Source organism: Halocatena salina, from assembly GCF_023115355.1.
Taxonomy (GTDB): Archaea; Halobacteriota; Halobacteria; order Halobacteriales; family Haloarculaceae; genus Halocatena; species Halocatena salina.
Window position 1 is genome coordinate 1,759,652 of record NZ_CP096019.1, and the last position, 13,877, is coordinate 1,773,528.

The 13,877-nt window shown below is 58.3% G+C and carries 16 protein-coding genes; 6 read left to right on the plus strand and 10 right to left on the minus strand.

Going from position 1 to position 13,877, the window contains the following annotated elements; all coding sequences use genetic code 11:
- The first annotated feature begins 129 nt into the window (after positions 1-129).
- From MW046_RS08970 to MW046_RS08980, 3 genes are read left to right on the plus strand one after another with little or no spacing between them, the layout of a single operon-like run.
- Complete coding sequence (locus MW046_RS08970; protein ID WP_247992773.1) at positions 130-1,317, plus strand: helix-turn-helix transcriptional regulator; 1,188 nt, start codon at positions 130-132, stop codon at positions 1,315-1,317.
- Positions 1,318-1,366: 49 nt separating this feature from the next.
- A complete protein-coding gene (locus tag MW046_RS08975; protein ID WP_247992774.1) occupies positions 1,367-2,161 on the plus strand; it encodes an electron transfer flavoprotein subunit beta/FixA family protein in 795 nt (264 codons plus the stop codon).
- Positions 2,158-3,111, plus strand: a complete 954-nt coding sequence (locus tag MW046_RS08980; RefSeq protein ID WP_247992775.1) for an electron transfer flavoprotein subunit alpha/FixB family protein — start codon at positions 2,158-2,160, stop codon at positions 3,109-3,111. Before MW046_RS08975 ends, MW046_RS08980 begins: the two co-directional genes overlap by 4 nt.
- A gap of 40 nt (positions 3,112-3,151) precedes the next feature.
- Here the strand turns inward: MW046_RS08980 and MW046_RS08985 are convergent, their stop codons facing one another.
- The 3 genes from MW046_RS08985 to MW046_RS08995 all read right to left on the minus strand — a co-directional run bounded on the left by MW046_RS08985 (position 3,152) and on the right by MW046_RS08995 (position 5,945).
- On the minus strand, positions 3,152-4,441 hold the full coding sequence (locus MW046_RS08985; RefSeq protein WP_247992776.1) for an amidohydrolase: 1,290 nt from the start codon (positions 4,439-4,441) through the stop codon (positions 3,152-3,154).
- Between the two features lie 59 nt (positions 4,442-4,500).
- Positions 4,501-4,833, minus strand: a complete 333-nt coding sequence (locus tag MW046_RS08990; protein WP_247992777.1) for an uS10/mL48 family ribosomal protein — start codon at positions 4,831-4,833, stop codon at positions 4,501-4,503.
- Positions 4,834-4,943: 110 nt separating this feature from the next.
- On the minus strand, positions 4,944-5,945 hold the full coding sequence (locus tag MW046_RS08995; protein WP_247992778.1) for a transcription initiation factor IIB: 1,002 nt from the start codon (positions 5,943-5,945) through the stop codon (positions 4,944-4,946).
- Between the two features lie 564 nt (positions 5,946-6,509).
- On the opposite strand from MW046_RS08995, the gene MW046_RS09000 reads away from it, so the two are divergent.
- Positions 6,510-7,439, plus strand: a complete 930-nt coding sequence (locus tag MW046_RS09000) for a helix-turn-helix domain-containing protein (protein ID WP_247992779.1) — start codon at positions 6,510-6,512, stop codon at positions 7,437-7,439.
- On the opposite strand, the gene MW046_RS09005 is transcribed toward MW046_RS09000, so the two are convergent.
- The 4 genes from MW046_RS09005 to MW046_RS09020 all read right to left on the minus strand — a co-directional run bounded on the left by MW046_RS09005 (position 7,436) and on the right by MW046_RS09020 (position 9,697).
- The gene (locus MW046_RS09005; RefSeq protein WP_247992780.1) at positions 7,436-8,146 is read right to left on the minus strand and encodes a phenylalanine--tRNA ligase beta subunit-related protein; all 711 of its coding nucleotides are present in this window, start codon (positions 8,144-8,146) and stop codon (positions 7,436-7,438) included. The genes MW046_RS09000 and MW046_RS09005 overlap by 4 nt on opposite strands.
- A 143-nt stretch (positions 8,147-8,289) precedes the next feature.
- Positions 8,290-8,565, minus strand: coding sequence for a hypothetical protein (locus MW046_RS09010; protein WP_247992781.1), 276 nt, complete (start codon positions 8,563-8,565; stop codon positions 8,290-8,292).
- A 40-nt stretch (positions 8,566-8,605) separates the two neighbouring features.
- On the minus strand, positions 8,606-9,484 hold the full coding sequence (locus MW046_RS09015; RefSeq protein WP_247992782.1) for a DUF5794 domain-containing protein: 879 nt from the start codon (positions 9,482-9,484) through the stop codon (positions 8,606-8,608).
- Positions 9,485-9,487: 3 nt separating this feature from the next.
- Positions 9,488-9,697 carry a hypothetical protein gene (locus tag MW046_RS09020; RefSeq protein WP_247992783.1) on the minus strand — a complete coding sequence of 70 codons (210 nt, stop codon included), beginning with the start codon at positions 9,695-9,697 and terminating at the stop codon, positions 9,488-9,490.
- Between the two features lie 217 nt (positions 9,698-9,914).
- Here MW046_RS09020 and aroA point away from each other — a divergent pair, with 217 nt between their 5' ends.
- Together aroA and MW046_RS09030 are read left to right on the plus strand one after the other, a co-directional pair.
- A complete protein-coding gene (gene aroA / locus MW046_RS09025) occupies positions 9,915-11,198 on the plus strand; it encodes a 3-phosphoshikimate 1-carboxyvinyltransferase (RefSeq protein ID WP_247992784.1) in 1,284 nt (427 codons plus the stop codon).
- Complete coding sequence (locus MW046_RS09030) at positions 11,195-11,809, plus strand: VOC family protein (protein ID WP_247992785.1); 615 nt, start codon at positions 11,195-11,197, stop codon at positions 11,807-11,809. Before aroA ends, MW046_RS09030 begins: the two co-directional genes overlap by 4 nt.
- 100 nt (positions 11,810-11,909) lie before the next feature.
- On the opposite strand, the gene ribB is transcribed toward MW046_RS09030, so the two are convergent.
- From ribB to MW046_RS09045, 3 genes are all read right to left on the minus strand, one after another.
- A complete protein-coding gene (gene ribB / locus MW046_RS09035; RefSeq protein ID WP_247992786.1) occupies positions 11,910-12,578 on the minus strand; it encodes a 3,4-dihydroxy-2-butanone-4-phosphate synthase in 669 nt (222 codons plus the stop codon).
- Positions 12,565-13,263, minus strand: a complete 699-nt coding sequence (locus tag MW046_RS09040; RefSeq protein WP_247992787.1) for a DUF120 domain-containing protein — start codon at positions 13,261-13,263, stop codon at positions 12,565-12,567. Before MW046_RS09040 ends, ribB begins: the two co-directional genes overlap by 14 nt.
- A gap of 118 nt (positions 13,264-13,381) precedes the next feature.
- Positions 13,382-13,870 (minus strand): RNA-binding protein, encoded by a 489-nt coding sequence (locus MW046_RS09045; protein ID WP_247992788.1) that lies wholly within the window; start codon positions 13,868-13,870, stop codon positions 13,382-13,384.
- Positions 13,871-13,877 lie beyond the last annotated feature (7 nt).

The window sequence follows — 13,877 nt, forward strand, 5'->3', positions numbered from 1 at the left end:
TCTGTGGTGAAGCTTTCTGTTCGTCGTTATTCCCGAACATCTGCCCCACCGGTCGATTGATAGCATCGGTTTCTCGTCCGCCGAAAACCGACAGTAAGTGTTTTCCTACCGCAGCGTTCACAGATTTGTATGCGGACTGTGGCCATCGCTGTCCTCCTCATAGCAGTATCGGCGTGCTTTATGGGCCACATAGCTGTAGGATCGGCCACTACAGTCCCTGTCTCGGTTAACGATTCGGATGAGACTATCGTGATCCGTGTCCTTCCGGACGGAAACGCGGACGTTTCCGTGATCCGAACTGTTCCGATCGAAACGCAAAACCAGTCGGCAGCGTTCAATAAAACGGCACGAACGTACGAGAAAGGTGGTGGTAGTAGCTTCAATGCTGTTGATTCTTTGATCACTTTCAAACGAGCAGCGCGCGCAGTCGGCAACGAGTCGAATCGATCGATGCAGATCGTCGATGTTGCGAACGACACCGCTCGCCATGGGAACACGGGAATTTTCTACCGGAATTTCACGTGGACGAACTTCGCCGTTCCGCCGGAGAGCAATGGGGTCGTTAGCTTAAACGAATCATTCACTGCTGGCGATCGTCCGTGGCTTCCGAGTCTCACCGCGGACGAACGGCTTGTGGTTAGTGTCTCCCAGGGCTACGAGCTACAGGGGGGGACGAACGTCGACAGGGTCGAGAACAACGCATGGGTGTTCAAAGGTCCACGAACGTTCGAACAGTTCGATATTTCCTACCGCAAACAGAGCTACCAAGGTCCTAACGGCGGAGGGAACCATTGGATTGGCAATCCTCCTGTTAGCGTCCCCACGTTCGTCGCTCTCGTCGTGATGGGATCGATCGGGCTGTTTGCGTATTCACGGCGGCAAACACTGTTAGACCGCCTCTCCGATGGCGTCACCGGGTCCCCAGAACGGAGCGAAACGGATCCCCCTCGTTCGACGACCGACCACGAGACCGGGACGGCTGGCGCGCCAGTGATGGGTCCCGTTGTCGATTCAGATTCAGATTCAGATTCAGATTCCGATCTCGGTTCCACCGCTGACCCTGTCGATGTCGAACTGCTGAGCGATGAAGAGCGCGTCGAGCGCCTGCTCCAAAACAACGGCGGTCGGATGCGACAGGCGACGATCGTCACCGAAACCGACTGGTCGGACGCCAAAGTCTCACAGCTGCTCTCCGCGATGGATGAGGACAACCGCATCGAGAAGTTGCGGATCGGACGCGAGAATCTGATCAGTCTGCCGAACCACGGTCCCGGTTGGGATGCCGGCTCTGATCCTGACCACGCGGGGAACGATTAGAATCGTTCCTAAACGTTTAACACGAAACGGTGGCGAGTGTGTAGTGTCTATGAAGATACTCGTCACCGTTAAGGAGGTGGCCGAGGCCGAGGACGATTTCGATATCGACGGCCTCGACATCGATGACCGCTATCTGGAATACGACCTCAACGAATGGGACGAGTACGCCATCGAAGAGGCAGTCCAGATCAAAGAGGACGGGGAGGACGTCGAGGTAGTCTCCGTCACGATCGGTCCAGAACGCGCCGAGGAGACGATCCGAATGGCGCTTGCAAAGGGTGTTGACCGAGCGATCCGCGTCTGGGACGACGATGTCGCCGCTACGGATGTCCTCGATCCGGCGACGAAAGCCGACGTTCTCGCGGCGGTCGTCGAACAGGAAGAGCCGGATCTCGTCTTTACCGGTGTTCAGGCTGGTGACGACAGCTTCGGTGCGACAGGCGTTGCGCTGGCCGAAACGATCGGATTCGAGTGGGGCGCGGTCGTCAACGCGCTCGATCTCGACGCCGAGGAGGGGGTTGCGAACGTCCACCGAGAACTAGAAGGTGGGATCGAAGAACTCACCGAGATTCAGCTTCCCTCGGTGTTGACGATCCAGACCGGTATCAACGAGCCACGGTATGCGAGTCTCCGTGGGATCCGACAGGCCCAAAGTAAACCCCTCGACGTACAGACGCTCTCAGATCTCGGTTTGGACGCGGGAGTGCTCGAATCTCCCTTGCAGCGCACTGAGATGTACGAACCCGAAAGCGAGGGCGAGGCCGTCGTCTTCGAGGGCAGCTCCGAGGACACCGCTGGTGAACTCGCTGATCTCCTCCAAGACGTGGGGGTGGTCGAGGGATGAGCGACGTGCTTGCTGTCGCCGAACACCGTCAGGGCGAGCTTCGGGACGTGAGCTTCGAACTCGTTACCGTCGGACGTCAGCTCGCTGCCGATCAGGGCGGGGAGCTGCATCTCGCGGTGATCGGTGGCGATGTCGATGCGTTCGCTGATGAGTTGAATCTCGACGGTGTTTCCGTCATTCACACTGTCGACGCAGGTGAGGAGTTCAACCACGACATCTACACCCAAGTCACCGAACAGCTGTTCGAGGAGATCGAGCCGTCGACGTTGTTGCTTCCCAACTCCGTCAACGGGCTGGATTACGCACCCGCCATCGCCTCCCGGCTTGACGTTCCGCTGGTCACTGACGCCGTCGACATCGCTCGCGATGGGACGACGGAAGTCACCCGCGAGATGTACGGCTCGAAGGTCGAAACGACCGTTGCCGTCGATGACGACACCGTTGCGGTGTCGATCCGTCCCGCCGAGTGGGAAGCGACCGACGCCGATGGTGACGCCGACGTGGTCGCATTCGACGCCGACATCGACGAGAGCGCCGTCAAATCCACCGTCACTGGCTTCGAAGAGGTTGCCGGTGGCGACGTGGATATCTCCGAAGCCGAGTTTCTCGTTTCGATCGGTCGAGGCATCGAGGAAGAGGACAACCTCCCGCTCATCGAGGAACTGGTCGAGGCGACCGACGCCACGCTGTCGTCTTCGCGCCCGATCGTGGACAACGGCTGGCTGCCGAAAAACCGACAGGTCGGTCAGTCCGGGAAGGTCGTCACGCCCGACGTGTATCTCGCCATCGGTATTTCTGGCGCCGTCCAGCACGTCGCTGGCATGAAAGGTTCGGATACGATCGTCGCCATCAACACCGACCCGAACGCGCCGATCATGGATCTGGCCGATTACGCCATCGTCGACGACCTCTTCGACGTCGTCCCAGAGCTCATCGACGCGTTGGAGTAGAACGACTCGGTTTGATCCCTTTGTATGCTGGATCGTTCTCTTAGCTCCCGCCGTCCCCAGCCAGCTTCTGGATCGATTCGGCCAATACGTCCACACCGATCCGTAACGAGGACTCGTCCACGTCGAACGTAGCGGTATGGTGGCCGCCAGGATGGTCGGTACCGATGCCGACGTAGCCCGCCGTGCCCCCGTTGTCTTGGACGCGTTGCATGAGGTAGGTCGCGTCCTCGCTGCCACCGAGATCGTCGCGGCGCAACACGGTCTCGACTCCGTCGGTCTCGGTTGCCACGTGTTCGACGACATCCACGATCACGTCGTCGCTTTTCGCGCTCGGAGCATCACCTACGGCGTCGATGTCGACCCCACAGCCATGCATCCCGGCGGCGTTCTCGATCACGCGGGTGGCGTGCTCGCGCATGTAGCTTTTGAGCTCGGTCGTCTCTCCACGTACCTCGCCTTCGAACCGAGCCGTTTCGGGAATGATGTTCGGTGCGCTGCCGCCCTCGACGACTCCGGCGTTGACGCGCGTCGCTCCGTCCTCGTGGCGCGGGATGGCATAGAGGTTCTCCACGGCGGCCGCTACCGCTTGGATGGCGTTGGTTCCCTCGTTGGGATGACTACCGGCGTGGGCTGATTTGCCGGTGAACGTCGCCTCGAAATGGTGCACTGCGAGAAATCCATCGATCCCGGCCACGACTTCGCCCGTCGGATGATCGAGACCGATGTGGACAGCAAGCAGGTGGTCGCAGTCGTCCAACTGGCCGCTTTCGGCTACCGCTTTCCCGCCGCCGATGACCTCCTCTGCGGGTTGGAAAACGACCTTCAGTGTTCCCTCGAACGCCGATCCGTTCACGATGGACTCGATGACGCCGATTCCGAACGTGACGTGTGCATCGTGACCACACGCGTGCATCGCGTCGGTCTCGGATCGAAAGCCCTCGGCCGCAGGAACGTGATCTTCCGACTTGCTTTCCGTTCGTGGGAGGCCGTCGATGTCGACCCGAAGTCCGACCGTCGGCCCATCGCCCGCTCGAACGACAGCCAACGCGCCGGTAACTCCGCCTTCCGTTCGGTCGAGGACGTCCTCGCGTGCGCCCGCTTGCTGGGCTGTTTCGTACCACCGATCGATCTCCGCCCGTTCGGGAACACCGATGCGTGTTTCGGGATCGATAAACTCCGAACCGACGAGCAGCTCGTCCACTCCGATCGCTTCTAGCTCATCGACAATGCGGCTCGTCGTGTAGAACTCCCGCCATGCAGGTTCTGGGTGACGGTGAAGCTCCCGACGCAGCGACACGAGCCGATCGAACGTCGTGTCTGGGTGAGACATCTCGTCTTGCTGGTCGTCTCGAATGGATATAAAACGGGCGCGTGGACAACGCTCTGTAGCTACGTGTCGGCTCCACCGCCAGTGATGCGGTCGACATCGGCTTCGACGTAGATGTCATCGGGAAAATCACGAGCTGCTGTATCGCGGGCGAACTCCCCGTGTCCGAGGATGTGTATCGTTCGCGTGTAGATCGTGTATCGCCACGGACGGAACTCCTTTGAATCTCGTCCGGGACATTTCGACTGTGGAACCCGGAGATCTTCCGGTGGCTTCGAGTGGGGACCTTTCAGTTCTACTCCCTTTCGTCGTGCCGTCTGTTTGATGTCATTCACGACCGAGTCGAGCACATGGCGGTCGCCGCTCGTGAACCGAAGTGTCGTAACGAAAGTCATAGCCGTGACTCCCGGCGCGAACGATAAAAACACACCCATTGATCGTTTCTCATCGATTACTCCATCAGCGTTACCGACGATTTGGCGCTGCGACGTCCAGCGACCATCGATCAGTCCTTCTCGACTTGGGCATGCTCGATCAGATCTCGGTAGTGAGTACGGATCGTCATGCTCGTGATATCGGCAACGCTGCTGATCTCCTGTTGAGTGATCCGCTCACCGGTCAGGCAGGCGCTGGCGTACAGCGCAGCAGCAGCCAACCCTGCTGGATTCTTGCCGCTCGTATACGTGGTGCCAGCGACGGATTCGAGCAGATCGTGGGCTTGTCGATGGACTGTTTCGGAGCAGTCTACGCCCGACGCAAAGCGAGGCAGAAACGCCGTCGGATCGGCCGGCTCGATCGCCAGCCCTAACTCTCCACCGACGGTTCGATAGGCCCGTGCGATCCGATTGCGGTCGACACGGGCGACCGTCGTCACTTCGTCGAGCGTGCGGGGAATGCTTTCCTGACGGGCTGCCGCGTACACGCCTGCGGCCGCGACACCTTCGATCGACCGCCCGACCAACAACCCCTCATCGAGTGCCCGTCGATAGATGACGCTCGCGGTCTCTCGAACGGACTGGGGTAGTCCGAGTGCACTCGCCATCCGATTGATCTCCGTAAACGCCTGTTTGAGGTTGCGCTCCGTGGCATCCCGCGTCCGACACCGCTCGTTCCACGTTCGAAGCCGTCGCATCTGGTTTCGCTTGCGCGCGCTGAGCTGCCGTCCGGAAGCGTCCCGATCCCGATCGCTGATGAACGTCGACAACCCTTTGTCGTGCATCGTCATCGATGTCGGTCCGCCGGTGCGCGCGACTTCCGCATACTCACGCGAGTTGTAGGCTGTCCACTCCGGTCCGTGGTCTACGGCCTCTTCTTCGAGAACGGTGCCACATTCGGTACACACCGTTTCTCCACGGCGCGGATCGGCGACAACTGTCGCGCCGCAGTGAGGACACGATTGCTGAGTTGGGGTGGCGAGATTCATACTGATGAAACAGCCGGTTTCGGTGCCTGTCGGTCGACAGTGTGATTCCATGACGATGCTGTTCGTACTTCGACGCCGCTCCATTCGATCATCATCTGACGGCTATTAAACCACCCAAACGATGCCGTATCGATCGGCGTTCTTCTCAACCTGAATCGGTGATTCGTGTATGGTTTGCAAGCCGTTCTCGTTGATCGACCATCGTCGTGGTTGCTGTATCGGTGAAAAATCATCTTTTTCGAATGATCGTTCTCAATTATTGTCATAGTTCCTGCCTCAACGCTGTCCAATGGGATGGACTTATCTTCCAGTCTGGTTGATCGGTGTTGCTACATACATTCATTTCAAACATCTTTGTTATCACATTGGTCGAATGATGGTTTACTGTTGGACGTTTGTCGCTGGCCGTTGTAGTTCATGTAGAACGGTACGTTGAGTGTTATTACGGCGGATATCCTCAGATCTAACGCTCTACAGACTGATTGCTGATATGATCTTTTACTGTCCTAATCACTCACCATACTACCTATGAACAGTCTCTATATACTTATATGTCGTCCATTGTTTACCTCTCATTGGTTTTATTCATTTACAATAATTCCTATTATTCCCAAACGTTTTCATAGCTATGAGTAATTAAGCATAGCTATGCAAGATCAATTTGAAATCAAAATAGAAGAGAAGTTATCCGAACTTCTAGCCATCACAGATGAAAGTAATGCTGAAATTGCGAATGAAGTAGGTGTTTCGTCGTCATCGATCACACAGTATCGGAAAGGTGAGACACGTCCCAGTTTGGAGAAGCTCGTTGCACTCGCCACGGCGTTGGACGTGAGTCTCGATTATCTCGTACTCGGTGAAGACGAGGAGGGTGACCAGATGGACCCCGATCCAGTCGTACGGTATATGGATCAATCCTTACAGGACGTGCAGGTTCGAACGGCTCAGCATACGGCTCTCGTGGCCCACGTGGGTCGTCGGCTCTCGCAGATGCTGGATACGGAGATCGAGCAGTATCTCGAAGAGAATCCAAGCCGACGCCTGTACGCGGGAATCATCGCAGACACCGAGTTGACATCCCTCGAACGGCACAGCCAAACGACGCGGCTGATGCTCCAGACGCTGCATTACAATCTTCAGGACGACTGCCCGAAGACACCGGGTAGCTTCTTTAAAACTGTTGCTAATAACCTGAGTCAAGGACGAGAGTATCAGTATCTGCTCGCGGATACCCCCACGACGGATTGGCCATCGCAGATCGAACAGTTCCGTCGGCTCCTCATCGAACAAACCAACAGCGAGGGCATTGTCCGATCTAACTGTAGCTTTCGTGTAACGGACTCTCCGCTGTTTACTGGCTGCGGTATGTACGACCTTGCAGAGGACGATCTCGAAAGCGAAGACCCGGTGTTGTATGATTTTCTCACCGAACAAGATTACTTGTACGCAGACGGCCGTGTCGGATATGTTATCTCTCCATCACTCGATGTACAGGGGGTCACGATCATGGACAACGACCATCTTACGAACGCGATGCAGTCGTTTGAGACCCTCTGGGAGGAGGCGGATCCGATTTAAGGAGAAGCGGCAACTGAGTCGGCGTCGGCAGCGTCCTGGGTGACGACATCGAGGAACGTCAGCGTGGCGTCCGGACATGTTTCACAGATCAGGTCGTAAGCGCGCCGACACACCGCCCGGTTGTCTTCCTCGGAGGTCTCTTCGTTGCCCAGCGATAGCAGTAGCGCCTGTTCGGTCGCTTCAGTAACCCGGTATGCGCCTGCATCCCGATCGACTGGACCGAGGATCCCGAGTATCTGTCCGTCGACCTCGTGAAGCACGTCGCCAGCGGTGGCCTGTACCGGCTTTTCGTGGAAGATCGGAAGGATGCGCTCGCCGCCACTGGCCCGGTGGACGTACACGTCCCCCGACAGCGCCGTCACGTCGTGCATTCCCAGTCCCATCCCCCGCTCGGCGCTAGCGATATTGTACGCATCGACCACGTTGTTGTGACGGTTCAACCCTTGCTCTTCTATGAGTCGTATGAGCTGTTCGCCGGCTGGCTCCTGTCCCGGATGTCCGACCGCTTCGAAAACATCATGGTATGAAGTAACTTCTTTTCTGCTAAGTATTTCCTCCGATTTCGTGTCTATTTTTCTTTCAAGTTCTGTAACATGTTCGTCGAGCTTGGTCGCCTCAGACCGGACATCAAGCCCATTGATGAGGCATCCGACCGGATTTTTGATCCCTATTTGTCGAACGTCTTCTGTGACAACAATTCGATCCATCGTTTCGATCTCTCTGTTTGATTTACTATCAATTATATATTTTGGTAGGTTACTAGATAATACTTATCTTTATTTACTCACTTCGTTATTATAGTAAAATTACCATATCCAAAACCCATAGCTACCCTGTGCTGGAAGTTGTCTCACACACTAGGATTCCGCCTACTATCGGCGTCAGTCCCGGCTTTCACTGTCGTGTTCCGATGCTCGTTCGACGTTCCAACGGCACGCCCACCGGTTCCCGGTCGAAGCTGAGTTTCCGATGTGGGTGGCGGCTCCTCCAGTGTATCATCCATGGGGGAGTTCTTGATGAAAATGGGTCGGCGGACGATCTCGTGGCCGTCTGCCTGTGGGAGTCGTCGATCGAGTTCGTCTTCAGTGAGGTGATGCGCTCTCCCTTTGCGACGGTTCCGGCTCACCACTCCAGTTTCTCATTCCATCCTACACCGCTTGCCGGTGCTATATCCATGGGGCGTCCGGTTCGGATGGTCGTTCCGGTTCGGTTTCCGCGTCTGGTTTCGATCCGGTTCCGGGATCGGGTCCTCTGCCGTCCGGCGTTTCGGTGTTTTCATCGATGTCGTTCTTGATGGGCTGGATCACTTCCTGCTCTGCGTTCGGATCGAGAGAGAACAGCGCTGTAACGCCCAATACTGCCAGTGCAAGCGGGATCTGATCGGAGATAACGCCCAACACTGACAACGAGAGCACCCCGAGAGCGACTGCGCTACCGAAGCGGAAGTAGTCGAGTGAGACGTGTTTACGCAGGGTGTTACCGGCAAGCGCCACTCCAAGCGTGAACCCGACGCCGACGACGGCTGCCGCGACACTCCGAGCGATCAACATGGTATCGGTCGTGAACATCAGCTCGGCGTTTCCGGGATCGAGGCTTGCGAGCAGTCCAAGGCCGATGATGACGCCCGGACTCGGGAGGTATTCTCCGACGGTGGCGCTGGCTGTTTTCGCGGCGATAGCGAGGATTACCAGTGCTGCAAACCGCTCGAACGTTTTGAGAACGAGCAGTGATTTGATCGTTGGCGCGAGTGCGGCTTCGACGGCTGCGAGGATGATGATGCCCGTTCCGACCAGCAGAATCGACGTAACCTGTTCGCGGCGCGTTCCATCCATCTCGGCGAGTACGACCGACAGCGTCGCACTGCCTCCGAACACGAGCAGTCCGACCTCGAGAATACCCGGTATCGTGTTGACTGCGCCAGCGATGACGAGGGCAGGAAAGATCCCGTCTACGAGCGGCAACGCCAGAACGGTCGTCAACAGCCTCGTACCGGGCCCCACGTGGCGTTCTAAACGAAGCGCGATCGGATGACGTGACGTACTCATTTATTAGATTCGGTAGCCGTGACCACTGGCCAGGGCGTGTCCGTCACGATACCGGGGGCGCAAGCGAGCCGTCGCGTTGGAGAACGCGTCGAATCGCACTGTATCGGATCGTGTCCCTGTTGGATCGATAAACATCCCTGTCGCAAATCGGAACATACTGAATCCAGAACAATCGTTTCCGATGCAATCTGCGATGGGACGTTTAGCGTCCATAGGCGTAATAATTGCCGTTTGTATCATAAACGTTGTGTGAGACGCGGACCCATTCAACACGCATTTCGATCAGACTCGTCTATTTGTGTTGTAATTCACCCTATTTCAATCGTTTCTGTCTACACGTACAGAAATATCTGTGAATATAGTCGTTCGTGATCTCGAAATCGTGTGTACGACTCCCAAATCGTATATCGCAGGGGAACAAGCGACGAGCATGGACGTAACGATCTCACGCTCTTCGGTGTCGGGCCGCGTTCGTGCACCGCCGTCGAAGAGCTACACCCACCGGGCGATTCTCGCATCGGGATATGCCGACAGTGCAACGGTCCGTCGACCACTCATGAGTGCTGATACACGGGCGACGATGCGAGCCGTTGAGCAGTACGGTGGTGCCGTGGACGTCACCGACGAGTCGGTAACCATCACCGGTTTCGACGGTCGTCCGGCCGTTCCAACAGACGTCATCGACTGTGGCAACAGCGGAACGACGACGCGATTAATCACGGCAACGGCGGCGCTGGCTGACGGAATGACGGTCATCACCGGCGATCGGTCGCTCCGCTCCCGGCCGCAGGGACCGCTGCTCGATGCGATCGACCAGCTCGGTGGGCGTGCTGAAAGTACCCGTAGCAACGGCCAAGCGCCGCTGGTGATCCGTGGCCCGATCAACGGCGACGTCGTTTCGATTCCGGGGGACGTATCCTCCCAGTACGTTACTGCGTTGCTGATGGCTGGTGCGGTGACCGCCGAGGGCATCACGATCGATCTTGAAACCGAGCTCAAATCCGCCCCCTACGTCACCATCACGCAGGAACTGCTCGCAGCGTTCGGTGTCGACACCGACCGAACCGAAACGGGCTTTTCGGTACCGGGTGGACAGGCTTACCGACCGGAAGACGGTGAGTACACCGTTCCGGGAGATTTCTCCTCTGCGTCATACCTCCTCGCAGCGGGAGCAGTGGCCGCTGATGGGTCGTTCGTCGTGGAGGGTCTGGTTCCGAGTGCGCAAGGCGACGTGGCCATCGTGGAGATCCTCGAACGGATGGGTACAGACATCAACTGGGATCGGACAGAGGGACGTATCAGCGTCTCCCGGTCGGCGCTTTCCGGCGTTACGGTCGACGTGGGCGACACGCCCGATCTCCTTCCGACAGTCGCAGTTCTCGGCGCGGCCGCGACGGGTGAGACACAGATCGTGAACTGTGAACACGTCCGGTATAAGGAAACTGATCGCGTGGCGGCCATGGCGAGCGAATTGGAGAAACTGGGCGTCCGCGTCACTGAGGAACACGATGCGCTCACCATCCACGGCGGTGACTCGACGCTTCGAGGGGCACGCGTCGCTGGCTACGACGACCACCGCATCATCATGGCGCTGTCGATCGCAGGACTGTTCGCAGAGGGCGAGACGACGATCGAGGGCGCAGAACACGTCGACGTTTCGTTCCCCGATTTCTTCGACGTGCTCGATGGAGTCGGTGTGGACGTTCGTCGGTGATCGGGCTGACGGACGCCACGGTTATTTTGCAGCCACCCGATCGACGTGACGTGACCGACGAACACCTTCCGACGGCGAGAAACGTTCACCACATTGGGCTGACCGTTCCGGATCTGGATGAGGCTCTGGCGTTTTTCGTGGATGCGCTCGGCTGTGAGGAGCTGTATCGAAAGGGACCGTTCGGCGATCCCGATGGAGATTCGCTGGAGCGACGGTTGGATGTCCATCCCGACGCTACAGCTTCGCTGGCGATGGTGCGCTGTGGACCGACGATGAACCTCGAACTGTTCGAGTGGGACGCGCCCGACCAGAACGAGACGCCCACGAACAACGCCGATGTCGGTGCGATGCATCTCGCGCTACAGGTCGGGGATATCGACGCAGCCGTCTCTGCGCTGGCTGATCGTCCCGACGTTACGGTGCTCGATGGCCCACACACCAACGAGGACGGCCCAACAGCAGGGCTGACCTACGTTTACTGCCGGGTAGAGTGGGGACTGTACCTCGAACTGCTCGAAGCGCCCGAATCGATGCCCTACACCGAAGCGACTGATGGCCGACTGTACGGTCCTGCACCGGCGTGGACGCACCGCCCCGAGCGGTTCGAATGAGTCGACACCGGCCCCGTCTATTCATCCGAACGAGCAACTGGTACCGTTCGCCGCTACTGGACTGACTGCAAGCCGGGACTGACCGGGAAGGATAGGGACTTCAGGTGAGCCGATCGATGAGATCACTTCCCTCGACGTAGACGAGGTCGTGGTGTCGTGCGTACGCCCGCGCACTGGCTGGCGAGCGTTCGGTACCGGTATCGTCGTCGAGCATTTCACAGACGACGACTGCGGGAGGCTGTCCTGCGGCTTGGGCCAGTGCAACCCCGAATTCAGTGTGTCCTTGTCTGTCAGACAGCAACTCCGGCGCGGCACGGAGCAGATGAACGTGGCCCGGTGCGTGGAACTGGTGGGCAAAATCGAACGACTCGGGCGATTCGGTGGCTGCCGCGAGCTGGGTAATCGTCAGCGATCGGTCGGCGTCGGTGATCCCGGTGTACGTATCGCGGTGGTTCACCGTGAGCGAGAACGAGGACCGATCGTCGTACTCCAGCTCCGGATCCGTTCCCACGGGATGGTCGATGATATCCTGCGCGAACGGCAGACCGAACGTCTCACAAACTGCATCGGAGAGCGCAACGCACACCAGTCCTCCCGCATCGTTGCGCATTCGAGCGACTGCGCTCGGTGTGACTGCCCCTGCTGGATACACGAGATCTGTCTCACCCTCTCGATCAGCCGCATCGTGGATCAACACCGGCTCACCACGGCCGAACGCGTTCACAACGTCCTCGACAGCGTGGTGTGTATCTGGTTCACTTTTCGACATACGTGGTGAGTGTGTCGCCGTCGTCTATCGACAGTACGTCGCGTAGTTTGTCAGGGGCGATGACTTCGAGCTGGTCGTCAGCGTGGTGTGTCCGTTCCGGCGCGATGACGTGGGCCGACTCGTACATCTGACCGTCAGCTTCGACGCTCGCAGACCAACAGAACGCCGGTCCGTACGTCCGATCGTCGTTTTCCCAGCCTTCGATTCGGATCGGCTCGATCGACTCCACCCCCGCTCGGGTGTGAACGCTTTCTTCGTTCAGTTCGACGTTTAGCGTCCCTGCAAACGGCGTGTACCCGAGCTTCGATTCGAACTGACGCATGTATCCGGGCAGTGAGATGTAGTGGCTTCCTTCGCCCATTCCTCCCGTTACCGTTCCCGTGAGTTCGATCTCTTGGCCGTGTTCGAACAGCCGGCGGTAGTCGGCGTACTCTCCTCGCAGCACGCGCTCGCCTGCTTCGGTCGTCTCCACCACCTGTCCATCGGAAACGATCCGTCGCTCGATCAACGTCGCGTCTTCGAGCCGTTGGAGCCGGCGCGACACCGTCTGGGTCGATACCCCGAGCCGGTCGCCAAGCTCTGAACACGTCACCCGTGCACGACCGGCCAACGCACCATCGAGTGCGAGCAGCTTCAACACCTCCCGTTCGTCTGCCCCCGCTGCTACTCCAGTCGATTCTGCCATGTCTCACCGTCCGTAGCCATCGCTGATAAGCGTACCGAATATGGTATGCGTCTCATATTTGGAACGGAGCGTGCGTTGTGATGCGTTGTTAGCCGGTGCGTCGTGAGTTCGATGGTCCTTACAGGGTCACGTTGTACAGTTCGTCGCCGACGTGGTGTAGCGAATCGACGACTTTGCCGCTGTCGCCCTGTAGTTCAGTGCCCTCGACCCGTGATCGGCCGATAGCGAGGGCTTTGCCGTGAGACTGTTCGGTGATGACGACGAGATCCCCGGCGTCGATCGTCGTGTCGGCGTCGGCGATACCGGGACGCATCACGTCTGCTCCGTCCGAGACGAACGAGACTGCGCCGGCGTCGACGGTCACGACGCGCCGTTGTGGTGGGTAGGCGTTGGCACCACGAACGGTGAGAAACGGTTCGGAGCCATTCGCGCCGAAGTAGGTGATGAGCGGATCGTCGTTGACGAGCACCAGCTCCGTCTCGCTGTCAGTGAATTCGACGTGTTCGAACGTTTCTCCCTCGATATCGACGCCGAGCGAGTCGGCGAGGTTCGTTTCGATGCGCTCGATCGCATCACTCCGGAGATGATGGCGTGATTTGACCTCCATATACGGC

What these genes read in the sequence shown, in the direction of transcription:
- MW046_RS08970 (WP_247992773.1), top strand. Translation starts at nt 130, where the DNA reads ATGCGGACTGTGGCCATCGCTGTCCTCCTCATAGCAGTATCGGCGTGC.
- MW046_RS08975 (WP_247992774.1), top strand. Translation starts at nt 1,367, where the DNA reads ATGAAGATACTCGTCACCGTTAAGGAGGTGGCCGAGGCCGAGGACGAT.
- MW046_RS08980 (WP_247992775.1), top strand. Translation starts at nt 2,158, where the DNA reads ATGAGCGACGTGCTTGCTGTCGCCGAACACCGTCAGGGCGAGCTTCGG.
- MW046_RS08985 (WP_247992776.1), bottom strand. Translation starts at nt 4,441, where the DNA reads ATGTCTCACCCAGACACGACGTTCGATCGGCTCGTGTCGCTGCGTCGG.
- MW046_RS08990 (WP_247992777.1), bottom strand. Translation starts at nt 4,833, where the DNA reads ATGACTTTCGTTACGACACTTCGGTTCACGAGCGGCGACCGCCATGTG.
- MW046_RS08995 (WP_247992778.1), bottom strand. Translation starts at nt 5,945, where the DNA reads ATGGAGCGGCGTCGAAGTACGAACAGCATCGTCATGGAATCACACTGT.
- MW046_RS09000 (WP_247992779.1), top strand. Translation starts at nt 6,510, where the DNA reads ATGCAAGATCAATTTGAAATCAAAATAGAAGAGAAGTTATCCGAACTT.
- MW046_RS09005 (WP_247992780.1), bottom strand. Translation starts at nt 8,146, where the DNA reads ATGGATCGAATTGTTGTCACAGAAGACGTTCGACAAATAGGGATCAAA.
- MW046_RS09015 (WP_247992782.1), bottom strand. Translation starts at nt 9,484, where the DNA reads ATGAGTACGTCACGTCATCCGATCGCGCTTCGTTTAGAACGCCACGTG.
- MW046_RS09020 (WP_247992783.1), bottom strand. Translation starts at nt 9,697, where the DNA reads ATGGACGCTAAACGTCCCATCGCAGATTGCATCGGAAACGATTGTTCT.
- aroA (WP_247992784.1), top strand. Translation starts at nt 9,915, where the DNA reads ATGGACGTAACGATCTCACGCTCTTCGGTGTCGGGCCGCGTTCGTGCA.
- ribB (WP_247992786.1), bottom strand. Translation starts at nt 12,578, where the DNA reads ATGTCGAAAAGTGAACCAGATACACACCACGCTGTCGAGGACGTTGTG.
- MW046_RS09040 (WP_247992787.1), bottom strand. Translation starts at nt 13,263, where the DNA reads ATGGCAGAATCGACTGGAGTAGCAGCGGGGGCAGACGAACGGGAGGTG.
- MW046_RS09045 (WP_247992788.1), bottom strand. Translation starts at nt 13,870, where the DNA reads ATGGAGGTCAAATCACGCCATCATCTCCGGAGTGATGCGATCGAGCGC.